The sequence below is a fragment of the Pseudoalteromonas sp. BZK2 genome, from assembly GCF_014349195.1.
In the GTDB taxonomy this organism is placed as follows: Bacteria; Pseudomonadota; Gammaproteobacteria; order Enterobacterales; family Alteromonadaceae; genus Pseudoalteromonas; species Pseudoalteromonas simplex.
Window position 1 is genome coordinate 128,907 of sequence record NZ_JACSOG010000009.1, and the last position, 19,276, is coordinate 148,182.

At 39.9% G+C, this 19,276-nt stretch carries 13 protein-coding genes; 1 reads left to right on the forward strand and 12 read right to left on the reverse strand.

Annotated features, from left to right (window positions below; all coding sequences use genetic code 11):
• Positions 1-213 precede the first annotated feature (213 nt).
• From BIZ38_RS07425 to BIZ38_RS07475, 12 genes are all read right to left on the reverse strand, one after another.
• Positions 214-1,971 (reverse strand): HEAT repeat domain-containing protein, encoded by a 1,758-nt coding sequence (locus tag BIZ38_RS07425; protein WP_187489987.1) that lies wholly within the window; start codon positions 1,969-1,971, stop codon positions 214-216.
• An 18-nt stretch (positions 1,972-1,989) separates the two neighbouring features.
• Entirely contained in the window at positions 1,990-3,858 is a 1,869-nt protein-coding gene (locus BIZ38_RS07430; protein ID WP_187489988.1) for a hypothetical protein, read from the reverse strand.
• Between the two features lie 695 nt (positions 3,859-4,553).
• Positions 4,554-5,558 (reverse strand): leucine-rich repeat domain-containing protein, encoded by a 1,005-nt coding sequence (locus tag BIZ38_RS07435; RefSeq protein ID WP_187489989.1) that lies wholly within the window; start codon positions 5,556-5,558, stop codon positions 4,554-4,556.
• A 378-nt stretch (positions 5,559-5,936) separates the two neighbouring features.
• Positions 5,937-8,603: a DEAD/DEAH box helicase gene (locus BIZ38_RS07440; RefSeq protein WP_187489990.1), complete on the reverse strand. Its 2,667-nt coding sequence runs from the start codon at positions 8,601-8,603 to the stop codon at positions 5,937-5,939.
• Positions 8,600-9,580, reverse strand: a complete 981-nt coding sequence (locus tag BIZ38_RS07445) for a DUF1837 domain-containing protein (protein WP_187489991.1) — start codon at positions 9,578-9,580, stop codon at positions 8,600-8,602. Before BIZ38_RS07445 ends, BIZ38_RS07440 begins: the two co-directional genes overlap by 4 nt.
• Before the next feature lie 303 nt (positions 9,581-9,883).
• Entirely contained in the window at positions 9,884-10,192 is a 309-nt protein-coding gene (locus BIZ38_RS07450; RefSeq protein WP_187489992.1) for a hypothetical protein, read from the reverse strand.
• Positions 10,193-10,262: 70 nt separating this feature from the next.
• Positions 10,263-11,861 carry a hypothetical protein gene (locus BIZ38_RS07455; protein WP_187489993.1) on the reverse strand — a complete coding sequence of 533 codons (1,599 nt, stop codon included), beginning with the start codon at positions 11,859-11,861 and terminating at the stop codon, positions 10,263-10,265.
• 32 nt (positions 11,862-11,893) lie between these two features.
• Entirely contained in the window at positions 11,894-12,022 is a 129-nt protein-coding gene (locus BIZ38_RS21780) for a hypothetical protein (RefSeq protein WP_262387571.1), read from the reverse strand.
• A 767-nt stretch (positions 12,023-12,789) separates the two neighbouring features.
• A complete protein-coding gene (gene gcvP / locus BIZ38_RS07460) occupies positions 12,790-15,681 on the reverse strand; it encodes an aminomethyl-transferring glycine dehydrogenase (protein WP_054551325.1) in 2,892 nt (963 codons plus the stop codon).
• 199 nt (positions 15,682-15,880) lie between these two features.
• On the reverse strand, positions 15,881-16,270 hold the full coding sequence (gene gcvH / locus BIZ38_RS07465) for a glycine cleavage system protein GcvH (protein ID WP_054551324.1): 390 nt from the start codon (positions 16,268-16,270) through the stop codon (positions 15,881-15,883).
• 88 nt (positions 16,271-16,358) lie between these two features.
• Entirely contained in the window at positions 16,359-17,441 is a 1,083-nt protein-coding gene (gcvT, locus tag BIZ38_RS07470) for a glycine cleavage system aminomethyltransferase GcvT (RefSeq protein ID WP_054560755.1), read from the reverse strand.
• A gap of 180 nt (positions 17,442-17,621) precedes the next feature.
• Positions 17,622-18,221 carry a hypothetical protein gene (locus tag BIZ38_RS07475; protein ID WP_054560756.1) on the reverse strand — a complete coding sequence of 200 codons (600 nt, stop codon included), beginning with the start codon at positions 18,219-18,221 and terminating at the stop codon, positions 17,622-17,624.
• A 124-nt stretch (positions 18,222-18,345) separates the two neighbouring features.
• On the opposite strand from BIZ38_RS07475, the gene BIZ38_RS07480 reads away from it, so the two are divergent.
• Entirely contained in the window at positions 18,346-19,191 is an 846-nt protein-coding gene (locus BIZ38_RS07480) for a LysR family transcriptional regulator (protein WP_054560757.1), read from the forward strand.
• Positions 19,192-19,276: the final 85 nt, after the last annotated feature.

The window sequence follows — 19,276 nt, forward strand, 5'->3', positions numbered from 1 at the left end:
TCAATTTAACTATGCGCAGGCATAATCCAATCTAACTTCTGACGACTGGTATCTCTTTTTCGGCGTTAAAACGCCTCCTACAACTCGCATCTCGCTAACTTTTCAATCTGATAGCTGACGGCTGAAAGCTGATAGCTCCTTTACCCTTTCCCCTTGTATCTCGCTAACTTGTTGGGTTTCTCTCCGCTCTACCCAACCTACCAGCTGATAGCTCTACGAACCATACAGCGCTTTCATTAATTGACGCAGGTTCTTTTGATTAGTTTCCGTCTTAACCAGTGCTTTTAAACGGCTTTTCACCTCTGGTTTTGACTTCGCTTGTTGACTTAACGCCGATATAGCGGCACTGCGAATATCTTTCGGGTTACTAGCGTCAGCAAAGGCATAAATACTATCGACTTGTTCTGCGTCTAACTCATTATTACCCATTGCCTTTAATATCGCCCCTTGCGCTTTACTATCAGTTTCTTGATTTAGTTGATTACTCAAGTAATTCAAACTGGTTTTACTTGGCATTTTTGCCAGAGCCTCTGCCGCATTTAGGCGTAATCTTGGACTGTCGCCAGCTAAATAATCACCAATAAGCTGTTGATGATCATAGTCTCCACTATTACCCAGTGCGGTGATTAGGGCTGATGCTTTTTGCTCCGTTGCACTTGAATTTAATGAATCAGCTAACTTTTGTGTTAACTGAGTTGAAAACTCACTGCCCTGCTGATTTTTTGCAATCGCCCCCATTACCATTAAAGCACTATGAGCCAGCTTAGAATTTTCTTCATCAAGACCATATGACATGGAATACTCAAAAATCGCCTCAACCTGCATGTCAGTTAACGGCTTTTCACTGTATTTTAGTGCCATTAAACTTCTAAAGCGCTGATTTGGTGAAAATAAACCAGGCTCAACAAATACCTCTGTCAGTAATTGTTTTGAATTAACTGAGTCATGCTTACCTAGGTACATAAACAATTTACTTTCCAAAGGATCTGCAATTGATTTAGTTGAAATAAGCTCTTTTAAGCTCAGCAAATACTGATCATTGTCATAAAGAAATTGCAAAAGCGTTTTTCGGTCTCCCTCTAGCCAATCCATACTTTTTAAAGCAGTGATAAACGCTTCAGTATTTTTTAAGGGTTGAGGCGGCGCTTTAGGGTAAACCCAATCTGTGCTTAAATCTTCCCATTGATTAGGGTCTTCGGGTAATTGTAGTAACCTTGCATCATCGGGTATCGATTGATTTGAACGATTTAAACTTAGTGTTTGCAGTACTTCAATATTCATACTTCCATCACTACTACTGACTTGAATATGACTATTTCCGAGGGTTTTTGTTAACCAGCACTTATCGTTTTCAAAAGTAAACTCATCACTAATAATGTTCGCCACTTCCAACTGCATTAGATTTTTCGCAGCATTAGTGCTTTGCCTAGTGTCGGTTGGTTCTAAATAACTGAGTTTAGTTCGCTTTAGTTTATTATCAGCTAGCACTGTGTAGAGTGATTTATACTGACCGATGTCATCTCGCTCTTTAACCCAATACTTATCCCCCTGTATATTTTCAGGGGGTTTTGCACGGTGAAAGGCGCGGTATAAAGCAATCAGCTTTTGTTGATCAGCCGCTTTTAATTTAGCGTTAAACCGATAATCTAAAACTTCACCTGAGTTATTGCTAACTTTCACAGCAAAAGGCACAGCATACTCATTGCTGGTACTCACTGTTTTATTCAACTTTGCTTGAGCTTGGTATAGCTCAAAACCCAACCAGTGAAATTTTTCTGCAACTAACAAAGGCCGATAAATTAACCGCCCTTGCAAGTCAAACTGGCTTTTTGAGGGGCTATTCATCGAAACAATATTCGTATCAGCTTTTGATTGAAGTTCACCCCAAACAGTACAATGAGGCACTGCATAAGCGGCCGAAGCATAGCCTAATAAAGTGCCAAATAATAAACTCAGTTTAATTAAACGCATTATACCTTAGCCTTCATACTAATAGTTTAAGGTTGCTGATTCGTCTAAAATTGTCCAGCTTTTATCGTACAAGGTACTAGTATCGTAGATAGTTTGAGTTTTGGTTTTTGTCTTAACCGTGCAACACCACTTGTATTTAGGGTATTTCACATAAACATAAAATTCGCCGGAAATAGCCTCAATATCATTCGTTACATCAATCCCTAAGGTGATTTTAGAATCAGTGATAGCTTTAGCTAAATCTGCATAAAGTGTGGCATTAAATGTATCTGCAATAATCAAAAAGTCTATACCAACACCGCCACTTGCAATACCTAAGTTTATTTCTGCAGTGGCATACGCATCCATGCTGGCAGTAACAATATCTCCCCCTAAGTCAATTCGGCTATTGCTGTAAGCTAAACCAACCCCTAAATCCAAGCTGCCACTAACACCAGCCTCAACGGTCACCGGAACAATTACAATGGTGAACGTTGTTTCAACCACTTTTTGTTCTTCGCTCCAGCTATACCCTAAAGACTTGTCTAAGGCCGTTAACGTGTCGCCCTCGTCAATTAACGTATCACCCAGCACACTAAAGTTTGCTGCATATGTAATCTCACCATCACTTACATTTGCACTCGCTTCAGCGCTGGCACTAACCAAACTCGCTGATTTATCAAATAGGTAAAGATCTAGGTCTGCTTCTACTAGCCCCTCGGCTGAACCACCATTACTAGAAGAAACATTCATATAGCTATAAAAAGAAGGGCTGATTGCCACAGCATCGCTGTCACCATAAGTCGCACTCCAACTGCCAACTTTGGCTAACGTTGTTGCTGATGAAGCTGTAGTCTGCATCACTGATGCTGACGCTATTGTTGTTTTATTACTATTAAGCTCTACCGATTCTGCAGTACTCACTTCATCATGATAAAGCGCATAAGGTACTTCAACGGTAATACTATTATTTTCGCTATGAGCTTCAATTTCATCAGAGTTGTCGTGGAAGGTAAATGTCATGCTAAAACTGTTTTCACCACCATCGTGATCAAAATCATCGTGTATCGCTTTTAGCAATACGCCATTTACTGCAACATCCCAAGGAAAGTAATGAGATTGCTCATGATCAGGAAACTTAATACGCATCGTCTCCATATAAGCTTGTGCTTGCTCATTCCATAAGTGAGCATGATAAGTCGTTTCGCCGATGGTTATTGTTGCGCTGATATCAGCCTCGTTGACTGAATTACCAAATTTGGTGGCATTAATAAAGCCTATTAAATCAGGTACTTTCTGTGTTGGTTCACCTGTACCTGTAGTATCTCTTTTACCCGGGCCAGGAAAAATAGCAAAGCCGTCGCCCACTTTAAGTTTATCTAAAACAAAATCATGGTAATGACCATCGCTAATGGTTACTGAGCTATAGGTGCTTTCGTCACCAGACTCAATGCCACGGGATTTATTATCTGTAACATCAACTTCGTTTGAGATCACACCACTTGTGTCAACAAAAGCGGCAATAATAAATTCACCCGCAGCGAGATCTTCATTTGGTAAAATTAATGTTGCCGTATGATTTTGCTCGCCTTCTTGTAACTGCTCGATATAAAACTCACCCAAATCGTAGCCATCTGGCTCATCTTCAGTTTCGAGTTCAGCGACTTTACTTTTTTCAATTAAAATAAATGAAACACCAACGTGTTCATTCGTTAATAAGGTTGTTTCGGTACTGAAATCAACTGTGATCTGTTGTCCTGGTTGATAAACGTCATCGGAGACTGAGGTCATAGATTTCAAAGCGACATTAGCAACAGCTTCTTGTTCGGTAGAGTCATCATCAGAACACCCAACTAGTGAAAGTAGGGATAAAGCCAACACAGCACTAATCCTTTTACACTGATTCATATTACGATTCCTAATTATTTATTGTAATTTCGACAAACTATTAATTAATAAAATGCTTACTTCTACTAACAGTCCGACCGACTTCTTTTCGAAACGGATAAGCTTTAACCCACTCAAATTGGGGTACAAAAGGTTCATATTTCAAAGGGTAAATCACAATAATGGATGAATTATGGAGGGATAAAAAAATTTAATAGGTGCGAGGGACGAGAAAGGAGATAATAGATATCAGTCGTTAGAAGTCAGATTAGATTGTGCCCGCACATAGTTAAATTGAAATGCTCATCCGTAGGCGTGAAATTTATTTCGCGCGATGAACATAAGAGCATCAGATTAAGAACAAAAGTTAGCGAGTTACAAGGGGAAAGAGGCGAAATTCGAGTCGTAGGAGGCGTTTTAACGCCGAAAAAAGAGTTATTAGATATCAGTCGTTAGAAGTTAGATTAGATTGTGCCTGCACATAGTTAAATTGAAATGCTCATCCGTAGGCGTGAAATTTATTTCGCGCTAAATATATTTCACACCTACGGTATGGGATTAGCCTTAGCAAGGTACAGGCACAATCTAACCTAAACCTTATGGCTTAAAGCTCTTTTTTTAAATCTGATAGCTGACGGCTGAAAGCTGATAGCTCCTTTCCCCTTTCCCCTCGCTAACTTATTGAGCTTCGCAGTGCTCTGCCCAACACGCTGTTATTAATACCCTTCAAACCTTGTTGCACAACCTATGCCTATGCACTCAACACGGCTGTCGAGTTCTAACAGCTCTAAATTATAACTTTTGCTTACATCTACTTTTTTTAGTGGATTATTAAAAAGGCTGATATCTACTAAATTTGCATGTTCACGTAAATCAATGTTTTTTAATTTGTTATTTGACAAAAAGAGCACTTGAAGCATGGGGTTTGCTGTTAAATCGATAGTGCTTAACTGGTTATTACCGGCGTAAAGTGCAGTTAACTTTTTATTATGGCTTATGTCTAAAGAGCTAAGCTGGTTGGCATCTAGGTTTAGTTCGCTGAGCATCTTGAACTTGCTTAAATCTATGTTTTTTAACTGATTATTTGCAAGCTCAAGGTTACGAATACCACTCGGTATATTTACTTTTGTGAGCTTATTGCCCGACAGGTTAAGTTGATATAGTTCAGAATTAACAAGCGTCAATTCACCTGTCAGCTTATTATCATTAAGATCAAGCCATGTAAGTTTACTGTTAGTGCTTACATCAAGCTTTGAAAGCTTATTACCACTCAGCATTAAAGTCTCTAACTCTTCGTTGTTACTTACATCAATACTCGTAAGGCTATTTTGGCTTAAATTAACATGGAAAAGCTGGCTGTTGTGGCTTATGTCGATTTCGGTCAGCTGGTTTGGCACTTTCTTATCGGCAGGTCTACTTGTAATGCCACCAATTTCACCAACTATGAAGCTATCCCCTTCATTACTGAGGATGAGTTTTGTTAAGTTACTAAAATGCTCAAGCCCTTTGGCTGAGGTAATACCGCGATCTCTGCAATGTATTTTTGTCACCTCACCCACAGTTTTATAGCCACTTTCTTGTAAACACGTTAAGAGATTAGCATCAGCAACCACACTCTCTATTGGTGTATCGTCATTAGCCGAAGCTCCAGCAACCCCAAGATTTAACACAAGCAAACCGGCCAAAGCCCTTTTAATGCGCACAAAGTTCCCTTTTAACATTCTTTCACCTTAAATTTTCAACAACATAATCAGGTGGTTAATTAAGAGGTTTCACCACCCAACAACAAAGCATGCATAATACAGGTTATTTGATATTTGTACCCATATAAATACAAAAATTCTTCCGAAGTTGTTTTTTAATGGGATCGCGCGAAATAAATTTCACGCCTACGGTGCTAGGCGCTAGGTGCTAGGTGCTAGGTGCTAGGTGCTAGGTGCTAGGTGCTAGGTGCTAACAGCATAGTGTTGGTTTGGATTAGTAAAGGGGTTAGGCAAAAAGAAAGACCTGACCCCTTGGTTCTTAAAGTGATGGCAAATGAATGTTGCATTAGATTTTCCATGCGTTTCACAATTTAGTTGGTTGTCAAAGTCACCCATTTAATTTAGCACCCTTTTAATTTCTTCTAAACAAGCTAACGGTAACCTTTCCTTTTCAGCAACAACCCTTTCAAGCAATGGTAATAAATCATAAGATTCGGTGTATTCTGCATTTCTAAATAAGTCAGATATCTCAATAGCTGTTATTCGAGACAAGCCGAGAGAAACTAGATCTAATTGAATAGGGTTACTAACCCCAGCTTCTAAAAATAAAGGCAGGTGAACAGGAATTAATTGCATTAATTCTACTTCGTTTTTGACTCTACAGACTTCTGTTAGTAGATTGTTATAACAATTAATGTATTTCACTAACTTAAAACGAACATTTGTTTCGATATCACCAAAAAAACCACGGATTACTGAATTGATTTGCTTAGAGTTTAGCTCTTTTCCTTGGTACTTTGTTCTACGTTTATAGTCAATATGCTTAGAAATCATTCGATTTAAAGATACTCCTTGCATCCAGCTTATTGCTGGAATTGTAAATACCCAACCGTAACTTTCTAAAGAGTCTTTATCCATGGCTGGGGAATCGAGAACTTCAAGTATATGTGTGACTATGAAATGAAATTTAGCCGTATTCGATAGATTTCTAGGTAAAAGCCACTCATCAATGTTCTCCTTGCTTAAAAGAAAATCGAACAAGGCTTGCTGTCTTACAGGGGATACGCCAACATTTAGCTTTATTATTTCATCAGGAATTGATATTTGCTCTGAAATTTCATTAACAGCACTTGTCAATTTATTTTCCATTTCTGAATCAATTTTAGGCAATAGTGCTAGCTCACGCTCAATGCCTCCTTTTGAACTAGCCAAATCATAGATGTAGCTAGCAACCTCTTCAATCCCTCTATTTGCATTTTTCTCAGGGTCGGTAAGATGCTCTATTAATCTCTCAGTTTCCCCTGCTATTACTGATTCAGTAGCTGGGATAACCGTTGATAATTTTTCATTACACAAATAAGTGTCTTCCCAATTCTCAATTTGGGACGGTTGCTTGAGGAGAAATACATTTCCTTCAAAATCTTTATATAGTCGCCCAGCTCGACCAACTATATTCCAAAATACAGAACGATCTATTTGTTCATATTTCTTTGTGTCTGAATCTTGAACTTTCGGGTCTAATATAAATAAATTCTGGGCAGGTAAATTTACGCCTTGAGCTAAAGTGCTAGTACAAATAATAAAGTCTAATTTCTCTTCTCTGAACAACCTTTCAATTGTATCTCGAACTAAAGAAGGCATCTTTCCATAGTGAATACCAATCCTATACTTTAGCGCTTTAGCCAGCACATAATCACTATGAATAGAATTTTGCAAGTAAGTAGATAATTCGCTAATTTCCTCTAAGTCACATTCTGTTTTAATCATTTTTATCAATTCAGACGCAACAGTATCAGCACTACTCGGACCATCAACATAAATTATATTTCTTTTTCCCTTTCCTAAATGGAAAGAACAATATGCTAAAAAATGAGATTTTGAAGTTGCCACTCTGCGGTTTGGCAATTGAAAGCTATCAAATATTTTTAATCGATTAATCGAACTATCATACAGTTCAAGCTTTAAGTTGTCCGTAATACCTTTAAGCGGGCTAACAACTATTAAATTCTGAGTAACAGGGCTAAGAGTCGTCATTTGGCTTTCAGATCTATACTGTGAACTGTTAACAAATAACTTCTCAAATAGCTGTGGATTTGAAATTACCGGAGAGCAAAAAACGAACTTTCCAACATTATAAGAGTTGTTTAACCGATTAATTGATTGGTGAAGCAACGCCCCTCTGGCTCGCTCTGAAATCTGATGGGCCTCGTCAATCATAACCAAATCAATATATGGTAATTGCGACATAGTTTTATTGGACAAGAAACTCAACAATCTTTCTTGAGTAAAAACGTAAATAACTTTACTAGGTATTGTTTCGTCATCACCTACAGATAAAGACAGTACCCTTACACTTGTTTCATCTCGTTGTTTAAGTAGTTCTCTAAGAGAATGGCTTACTTCACTGATTAAAGCTCTAGTCGGAACTATATAGATAGAAACAAATTGCTCAGGATTTTTTATTGCCCTATCAACAAGAAAATTTTGCAGTATAAAAGTTTTCCCTGATGAAGTTGGGGATGAAAAACTCAGCAACTTATATTCGTTATTTAACCCTTCCCAAAGACCACGCTGAAAATCTGTAAGTTCCAGTACGGAAGCTCTTGTTTTTTCGGCTGCAATGGTAACTTTGTTTCCGTCATACCTAGCCAACGTTTCTAATGCCAAACTATGAGGCAAATGGGTGATAACATTATCCAAGTAGCCTTCTAATTCATCGTTTGCAAGTTGTTTTTTTATGGTTGGAAAGTTACCTAATCTTGCTAGTATTAAAGTAGATAAATTAGATATATTCTCATCCGTGTCGAAATGTAATTTTCTTGTAATATATGAAATCCTAAATGCAGCCTCATGATATTTCTGACTTTCATTTTCCTTATATTTCACTAAAGAAAAAATAGATGCAGCCCTTATCAACTTAGAAAAATCTATAGCATCTTCAAGCTTTTGGTCAGCGACTAAGTTATCTTTGATATTAGCAACTTTTAACTTTTGATAGTGTTCTTGAAACTCGTTATCTAGCCAAAGGTTTGCAGCCGATTGAGAAAATATACACTCGATCATTTTTGAAGCCTCGCCAATACATGAAAAGCCTCTTTAACATTGTTTAAATCATCAAAAGGTAGTAGAGCATAAATAAAGTTTACATTAGAAAAATGAGGATTTTTCTCGGATTCAAGCTTATCAATAAATTCATTAGCAACCTCACTAGCATGTATCCTATACCGTTCTTCAAGCTGCTTTACCCTTTCTTCATAATCCTCTATTTTAGATAAGTTATTGTATAGAGATTTACGATTGTAACCGAGAAGAATTGCAATAGTTTTCGTTGTTTTATTACTTTCAGGTGTGAATTTACTGAAATACCTAATTAGATTATCTCTTAAGCTGGCATCCAAGATTTCTTGATCCAGATTTCCTTCTATTAACTCGACTTCTTTATCCATTTTTAGATAGTTGGATACAAATCCTGAAACAGAGTCAATTGCATCGTTTAGACCAGTACTTCTATCAGCTCTAAATTTTGATTCACCCAGTATTAATGTTAAGAAACTATTTCCATTTAACGTGGCATGAACCGCATCAGCACCATGTACGTGCATTTCATTACTTGTTTTCAATTTCATTTTACTAGCAATTTTAGGAGCATTAAAAAAAGCTTCCAACAAAACAAATAATGTTAACTCACCTAATTCGCCAGACCTCTTTGCCGCTTCCTTAGCATATTTAACAAAGCGCTCTCTTCCTCTATTTTCTATTAATGAAGCTTCAATATCATTTCCTGAAATCACAAGACTTCGATGCTCATCTAATTCTTTAGCGCTCAGAGAAAATCGTCTAATGCTACCATTGAGTAGCTGAATGAAATTATCGTTATTAGGAAGACCATTCCCAGCAAGTGCGGGATAGAAAAATCGATTCTCTATTTTAAAAGAGCTTTTTTCTATATGCCTCAAGTCTGAAGGGACCTTTAACTCGACAATAGTATTTGGAATTATTTTTGAGTAATCCTGCTTTATAGCACTTTGTAATTGAGACATTGCCCTTTTAAATCCTTTTACTCGCAACTGTAAGTTGCTACTTTTTGTAAATCATAGCATGTAAATATACTATACCTAAACGGCTTATCTATTGAACTATATGAAAAGGTTTTAATTATTACCGAAATAAAACTCCCCACAAACAAAAAAGGTGAGCAATAGGCTCACCTTTTTTATTCCTTATGAGTCACAAACTATATTCGACTCACAAACTACCAAAATAAAGTCACAGACTTATTAGAGTACGACATTAATCATGATCAGAATTATTTGAGTTTGGGAATCATAAACAAGTGAAACTCTCTATCTATATCTAGGCTTTCTCAAATGCCAACCACTACCTATAGGGCATCTATAAGCTTCGAGTTCAAGATTGGAATGTTCATAAAGATCATCTGCAGAGCTTTCTGCTTCAAAAAAACTACCGTAAATTCGCTTTTTAATTCCATCACCGGAGACACACTTTTTACAAGTCTTACTCCCTAACTGCGCTATCCCTGTTTGCGCACTATGTTCATCTAAACCAAATTTCAACATTTGATAGTCAGATTCAATATCTGCTTCTATTTGTCTAATGTGCTTTTTAAATAATTTTTCAGAAAGATTAGGCATACGTATACTCCTTGACTGGTCATATAGACCATAAAGTTTTTACATGGCAGTACAGACCATTCCTAGATAGCTAAAGTTTGTTATATTTCAAACTGTAATTTCCCATAAATTTATACAAATCTTTTAAGCTTGATTCAGATTCTGGATTATCCCAACCTCTTAGCCACCTTATTTCTAAACCCAAATAATTCGCCCAAGCCACTGCTTTTTTCATTTCTTTAAACTTCCCATTTTTAGCACATGATTCAATGTACTGGTTTACAAGCAAGTATTGATTACGACCTGCACAATATTTAGCGCCTTTAAATGCAACTTCGTAATAAATATAAGATTCTTTGAATGAATTTTGAGAATAAAAGTAATTGGCATAACACCAATTCGCTAACCAGTTTAAAACACCATCAAGTTTAGCCAGTTTCAAGCGGTTAAAATAATTGTCTATTTCTGTCAAAGAGGTTGGAGATTTCTTTAATTGTAAACCCTCACAAAGAAACTCAGGAAAATTGTAGGGCATCCCTTTTTTACTCGGTGTCATATCTATTGATGTCAATATACTATGGCCTAAATATGCCCCTACATGGGCTATAACGAGCTTTGCTTTTTCTAAACTTGTCAAATCTATGAAAGAGTCATGAGTTATGTAATTCTGTAATAATCTAGAGCCGTGTTCAGTAGATATTGCAAACTGTGCCCAATATTCTGATATTTCATAAAAATAAAGTTTATTAACATCGACTTCACTCATTGAGCCTATGGATTTTTCTACAGTCTTTAAGTGTCTTTCTAGCTTTGAATTGATACGTGATAACCTACTCGACTGACCTTGGACATGCTTAATACATTCAAGCAAAAACTCACGCCCAAAGTTACGATCTACTTCTCTAAAACAATAAGCAGATACTCGTCCAATAAACAAAATTAGCTTTAACCGCTGCTTTTCTGACGCACTTACTACTCGTCTAAGCGATTCATTAGATGATGAACTCAACAACGTTAACGAATATTCCAAGTTATTAAACAACGAACTAATGCTCGGGATTTGATCAGTAGTACTCCAATGTTGGGCATTTTCTAAATTCTGACTTGCTCTGTAGTCTCCCGAGCTCTTATCTGGGTAATGAAATGAAGACTGGCTGATAGACAAAGAGTCATAAATGAGCTGCCAGGCTTTCCTTAATGGCCAATTGATTTTCTGCCCTTCAATATTAGGCAAAGCCCAGATTCTCAAGTCCGGTAGGCTCAATTTCGATGCAGGTACATTTAGTCTTAAATAGTTCTTATAGAAAGAAAGCAAAACTCGATCTAAAACATACTGTTTTATAAACCACTTAGCAGAGTTTCTCTTATCTAGGAAAGTACCATCATCTCCCAAAACCGCTTTATAGGTAATAAGCAATTCTTCGATGGCTTCAAGCGCCATACAAACAATTCTATCTTCACCTATTGCCCTTTCTAACAAAAGCTTAAGTGAATTCATTAATTCGTCTAGCTTGCCATCAATTTTAGAGTTTTCGTCAGCTAATCGCTTAAGCTTGGTTTGAAGTTTTTTCTTCTCACTATCGCTCAAGATCGAACTACTTTTATCCTTTTGAGCTAAGAGTCCAGTGATATTAAAAATTTCTCGAACATACTCACCGATAGTAGGGAATGTAGCTTTATTATTTTCCATTTTTATATAGGGCCCTGAGGGCCCACTCCTTGTTACTTTTTGCCGCTTTTAGGAGCTGCATTACCTCTATTCACACCAGATTTTTCACCAGTTGTTGATGGCCAGTTTCCACCAGGCCCTGGGTGACTAGAAGCAGGTTTAGATGAGTTTGATTGTGCCATAATGATATCCTCAATTATTAGTTAACAACATAGAAACAACACATCAGTGCCGATTCAAGTGTGACTATAACTTTGCTCTTACATTATTTCTTCAGGCATTTTGGAAACAAAAAATGGTAATTAATTTAAGCTTTGGAATTTGGGGCGCAGGCTACGAACCTTAAGAATTATTAATTAGTTTAAAATGTCTACAGTTGCTCCAATCCTTATACTTCAGTATCGGGCCATTATTTGGTTAAATTAAAGAACACATGGCTTTAGGAGTTGTTTTTAAACTTACTCTATCTTCTTCGCGCGAAATAAATTTCACGCCTATGGTATCGGGATTAACCACGGCAATGTGCAGCCACAATCTTAATTAAAACTTGTGGCTTAAAGCTTCTTTACTCTTTCATCTTGCAACTCGCTAACTTGGGTATTTTTAATCTGACTTCTAACGACTGATATCTAATAACTCTTTGTTCGGCGTTAAAACACCTCCTACAACTCGCATCTAGAAACTCGCAACTTTCCCCTTTCTCCTAGCAACTCGCTAACTTGTTGGGTTTCGCTCCGCTCTACCCAACCTACAAGCTGATAGCTCCCTTCCCCCTTACTCTCGCTAACTTTCCCCTTTACTCTCGCTAACTTTCCCCTTTCTCCTCGCGACTCGCCAACTTGTTGGGTTTCGCTCCGCTCTACCCAACCTACAAGCTGATAGCTTTTCACCAACAAAAAAGCCGTTACATTGCTGCAACGGCTTTTTGGCATTTGAATTTAATCAAACCTTAATCACGGTATGTCTCAACCGCTGGGCATGAACAAACTAAGTTACGGTCGCCGTATACGTCATCGATACGCGTTACTGTAGGCCAGAATTTGTCTTTTGCTACGCTTGGTACTGGGAATGCTGCGTAGAAACGGTCGTATGCACGATCCCACTCATTGCCTAGTACGTCTGCTTGTGTGTGCGGTGCAAACACTAGCGGGTTGTTTTCAATTGACCATTCGCCAGATGCGATACGGTCGATTTCTGACTTGATTGACACCATTGCTTCGATGAAACGGTCGATCTCAACTTTAGACTCAGACTCAGTTGGCTCAATCATTAGTGTGCCAGCTACTGGGAATGACATAGTTGGTGAATGGAAACCATAGTCTTGTAGACGTTTAGCTACGTCCATTTCTGTAACGCCTGTTTGCTCTTTGATTGGGCGTAGGTCAACAATACACTCGTGCGCAACACGGTTGTTACGGCCACGGTATAAAATTGGGTAGTGCTCGCTTAACTTCTCAGATAAGTAGTTAGCGTTCACGATAGCCATTTCTGTTGCTTGTTTTAAGCCTTCAGAGCCCATCATAGCAATGTATGCCCACGAGATTGGTAAAATAGCTGCTGAGCCGTAAGGAGCAGCAGAAACCGCACCGTTACCGATGTTTGTGCCAGCAACATTAATTACGCTGTGGTTAGGCATAAATGGCGCTAGGTGAGATTTAACACCGATAGGGCCAACACCTGGACCACCACCACCGTGTGGAATACAGAATGTTTTGTGTAGGTTAAGGTGCGATACGTCAGAACCGATTGAACCTGGGCTTGTAACACCTACTTGCGCGTTCATGTTTGCGCCGTCCATGTACACTTGACCGCCGTGCTGGTGCACAATGTCACAGATTTCACGAATTGTTTCTTCGTAAACACCGTGTGTAGATGGGTACGTGATCATGATACAAGATAGGTTTTCAGATACCTCTTCGGCTTTCGCTTTAAGGTCTGCCATATCAACGTTACCGTTTTTATCACAGTCAACAACCACAATTTTCATGCTTGCCATTTGTGCAGACGCTGGGTTTGTACCGTGCGCTGAACTTGGGATCAAACATACGTTACGGTGACCTTCACCGCGTGACTCGTGGTATTTACGAATCGCGATTAAGCCTGCGTATTCACCTTGTGCACCTGAGTTAGGTTGTAGTGAAACTGCATCGTAACCTGTGATGTTTACTAACCAGTCATGTAACTCTGTCATCATGATTTGGTAACCCGCTGCCTGATCAAGTGGACAGAATGGGTGTAAATTTGCAAACTCAGGCCAAGTGATTGGGATCATCTCAGCTGTCGCATTAAGTTTCATTGTACATGAACCTAATGAGATCATTGAGTGGTTAAGCGCTAAGTCTTTGTTCTCTAGGCGCTTGATGTAACGCAACATTTCAGTCTCGCTGTGGTACGAGTTGAAGTTAGGGTGCGTTAAAATTTCGTCATCGCGTACTAGGCTTGCAGGAATAGAGTTGCTGCCGTTTACTTCGATTTCGTTTGCAAGTGCATCAACGCTTAGGCCGTGATCTTCACCTAAGATGATGTCGAATAACTCAGCTACGTCTGCACGCGTTGTTGTTTCTGATACAGAAATTGAGTATTCACCTGCGCGGTTAGACGCAAAGTTAACGCCGTGCTCTACTGCACGTGCAACGATTTCGTCTTTGTTGTCTGCAACAACCGTCAGTGTATCGAACCAAGTGTCGTGCTTAAGGTTTACACCTTTCGCTTTTAAGCCCGCCGCTAAGATGTCTGCAAAACGGTGGATACGCTCAGCGATAGTTTTAAGGCCTTGTGGACCGTGGTAAACCGCGTAGAACGCTGCCATGTTCGCTAGTAATACTTGCGCTGTACAGATGTTTGAGTTGGCTTTTTCACGACGAATGTGTTGTTCACGTGTTTGCATAGCCATACGTAGTGCGTCGTTACCTAAACGGTCTTTAGAAACACCAATAATACGACCTGGTAGTGAACGCTTATACTTGTCGCGTGTTGCAAAGAATGCAGCGTGTGGACCACCGTAACCCATAGGTACACCAAAACGCTGTGCTGAACCAAGTACTACGTCTGCACCTAGTTTACCTGGTGCTTTAAGCATTAATAAGCTCATGATGTCTGCAGCAACACAGGCAATCGCTTTTTTGTCTTGTACTTGTGCGATTAGGTCAGTTACGTCAGTGATTTCACCGGTTGTTGATGGGTATTGGAATAATGCACCAAAAATCTCATGATTAGCCGCTTCGCTTGCAGGACCAACAACAACTTCAAAACCAAACTGGTCTGCACGTGTAGCAACAACGTCGATAGTTTGTGTGTGAACGTCATCAGCAATGAAGAAGATGTTTGCTTTTTTAGCTTTAGCAACACGCTTTGCAAGGCCCATTGCTTCTGCAGCAGCCGTTGACTCGTCAAGTAATGACGCGCTTGCTAAATCAAGACCAGTTAGGTCTAGGGTCATAGTCTGGAAGTTTAATAATGATTCTAAACGACCTTGTGCAATCTCTGGTTGGTATGGTGTATACGCAGTGTACCAGCCTGGGTTCTCAAGTACGTTACGTAAAATTACGTGTGGTACGTGAGTTGGGTGGTAGCCTTGACCGATGTATGATTTGAACACTTTATTTTTGCTTGCTACTGATTTTAAGTAGCTTAGTGTTTCAACTTCAGTGCGGCTTTCGCCAATTGATAAACCTTGCTCTAAGCGAATGCTTGCAGGTACCGTTTGACCGATCAGCTCTTCAACACTCGATACTCCAAGAGCGCTTAGCATGTCGCTTACTTGCGCTGGGCTTGGCCCAATGTGACGGCGAATAAAATCTTGCTTTTGCTCTAATTGTTCAAGAGATTTGGCGTTTGACATTTGTCCAGATTCCTATGATCCAAAAAAAAGTGGTTACTGCCAATGGGTAACTGGCAATAACTTAAAAACAGGTTGATTCAGTAACTTACAGCGTATGGAAAAGTAAGCTATAAAATCATAAAAGCCCCTGTGAAACCCAAGCAGCGCATTTAATTAGCTGGGGATCTAGACGGGGCTTTTAGTCGGCGTGACTAATTAATTAGTCTTCGTCGATTGTGTTAGCGTAGCCTTCAGCGTCTAACAGGTTATCAAGCTCTGATGTGTCAGATGCTTTGATACGGAATAACCAACCGTCAGTGTACGGGTCGTTATTTACTGTTTCAGGCGAATCTTCAAGCTCTTCGTTGATTGCAACGATTTCACCGCCGATTGGTGCGTAGATGTCTGATGCTGCTTTTACAGACTCAGCTACTGCGCAGTCTTCACCCGCGTCAACTTCATCACCAACTTCTGGTAATTCAACGAATACCATGTCGCCAAGAAGTTCTTGTGCGTGCTCAGTGATACCTACAGTAAACGTACCGTCACCTTCGTCGCGAACCCACTCGTGTGAAGTAGCATATTTTAATTCGCTTGGGATATTGCTCATCTTTTTGTTCCTTTGGTTCTGTTACCAATCATGCTAACAACTCAACATGATTGGCATTATTAGGTGATAACACCAAATTTTTTATAGTTTAGATAACTGATTTGCCGTTACGTACAAAGCAAGGTTTAACAACCTTAACGTTAACCAGTTTTTTACGCATCTCTACTTGGGCTGTTTCGCCAGTTGAACGCGGAACGCGTGCTAGCGCAACACTGTGACCAAGGGTTGGTGAGAATGTACCAGAGGTAATCACCCCTTCACCACCTTCAACGATGACTTTTAAACCGCTACGCAATACGCCTTTTTCTTCAAGCACTAAACCAACTAGTTTGTCTGTGCTCTTGTCAGCGCGTTGCTGCTCTAATACTTCACGACCGATAAACTTACGATCTTCTGGCTCCCATGCGATTGTCCACGCCATGTTTGCAGCAAGTGGAGAAACACTTTCGTCCATATCTAGGCCGTAAAGGTTCATACCCGCTTCAAGACGTAACGTATCACGCGCACCTAGACCCGCTGGCGCTACGCCTGCATCTAGAAGTTGTTGCCATAAATCAGCAGCTTGATCGTTAGGTACTACGATTTCATAACCATCTTCGCCAGTATAGCCTGTTGTCGCAATAAATAAATCACCTGCTTGCACACCAAAGAAAGGCTTCATACCTTCAACAGCAGCTTGTTGCTCTGCGTTAAGTACTGTTGCTGTTTTAGCACGTGCGTTAGGGCCTTGAACGGCAATCATTGCAAACTCAGGACGCTCAGTAACCGTTACGGCGAAATCAGCCGAAACTTTAGCTAAATGCGCTAAATCTTTTTCACGTGTTGCTGAGTTAACTACTAAACGGTAGTTCGTTTCTGAGAAGAAGTAGATGATTAGGTCGTCGATTACGCCGCCTTCTTCGTTAAGCATACCTGTGTAAAGTGCTTTACCCGGTACAGTTAACTTAGCAACGTCGTTTGCAACTAGCTTACGTAAGAACGCTTGTGCTTGCTCGCCTTGAATATCTACAATTGTCATGTGAGATACGTCAAACATACCTGCATCTGTGCGAACCGCATTATGCTCTTCGATTTGTGAGCCGTAGTTGATTGGCATTTCCCAGCCGTGGAAATCAACCATTTTTGCGCCAGCTTCAAGGTGCTTAGCATGTAAAACTGTTTTAGAAGTCATAATATTCCTTCACTTTTAAATTAACCCACAAGTTGTGGGGCGTGGCCTCAATTTAATGAGGGGGAATAACATGGGCGGCGATTATACATTAGTTGCACAGTTGTCACACCCAAATTGCGATTTTGTAACTAAAAAACAGCTAAACACCCAAGTGCGTAGCTGTTTTAAAAATTTTATGTTTTAAGCAACGTTGGCTAAGGCTAAATCAAAGCCGAGCTGCTGCAAGTGCGTTTGCCATTTATCAAGCTCTGCTTGGCGCGCCACCAGCTGAAATTGCTGTGTTGCTTGGTTATCTATGGCGGTAATAAATACCTCACCGCTTTGTGCACCATAGCAGCTGCGCATGTCTGATAAACGCAGCCCCGGCGTTAGCTTAAAGCTGTCAACCAAAGCATCAAACGCTTGCTCACCACTTAGGGTTAGCGCGCTTAAATCGTCACGCATTACGTAATCAATGTCGTAACGTAGTTGTTGCTCATTAATAAGCGACTGTAATTGCACGCTGGCATCTTTACCTAATACAAAACGAAATGCAGTTTCGTTAAAGTAATACAAGGCATAAGCGTAGCTGCTTGTTAGGTCATCGTCTAATGAGCTACGTAAGCCTAAACCGCTGGCGGTTAGCTTATTAATATCAAGACCTAAAATAGCCGTTAAAAATGGGATTGCTTCAGTGCCACTAAAATCCATAATGGCAGTATCGCTATTTGCTTGTAGCACGTTGTCTGCTGGGGTCTCAGCTTGGCTGTGGCGAGCAAACATTATTGGCGTAAAAGTCATATGTGACACCTATCAATCGTTAATGCTTGAAGTATATTGCGCCGTGCTGGCAACAACAAATTGTAATTATTTATCAATTGATAAATAATGCTTATATACATAGCCCTATAAATAGAATTTTTTAATGAAAAACATTTCTACCGATAGTTTACGTACTTTAGTCACTGTTGTTGAAGTTGGCGGATTTGCCAAAGCAGGTGAATTATTAGGGCTATCGCAACCGGCTGTGAGCTTACAAATAAAGCGCCTTGAAGACATGCTGGGCCATAAGCTGTTTAAAAAGCAAGGCCAGCGCCAAGTGCTTAATCAATATGGCGAATTGCTTATGCCATTAGCTAAGCAAATGCTGCAACAAAACGATGCCATTTTGCAGCAGTTCACCAGCGAAAACGTGACCGGTAAAGTGCGCTTGGGGATCCCCAGTGAATTTGCTGCACGTATTTTACCGTCGATCATTGGTGACTTCGTGGCCCTATACCCTGACGTATCGCTCGAAGTGCGTTCTCGTTTGAGTAAACATTTATTGTCGGTCTCGCGCCAAGATCAATTCGATTTAGTGTTGGCATTAAACGAAGAGCTCGAATCAGCCAAGTTCCCTATTTTTATGCAAGACCAACTAGTATGGGTGGGCGATTTAAACCTTGCACAGAACGATGTGGTAACGCTTGTAACCGCCCCCGAGGGATGTATTTATCGCCGCCGCGCAATCGAGGCGCTACAAAGTGCGGGTATTAAATACCGCATTGCCTACAGTAATGCCGACTTAACAGGCCTAACTGCGGCGTTAAAAGAAGGCTTAGGCATTACGGTACTCGCAAAAAGCACCGTACCGAATGAGCTTAACTACCAACTACAAACCAAAGACCTCCCTGAGCTTGGTCAAATCGGTATTAGTTTAATTAAACGTACCGACGACCCCGGCACCGCCGTAGACAAACTCGCCGAATTTATCGCCTTGCGTTTGACGTAGGTTTGAGTTGCGAGTTGCGAGTTGCGAGTTGCGAGTTAGCAAGATTGTAGCCGCGATTTTATATCGCGTAGGAATGGTGCTAGGG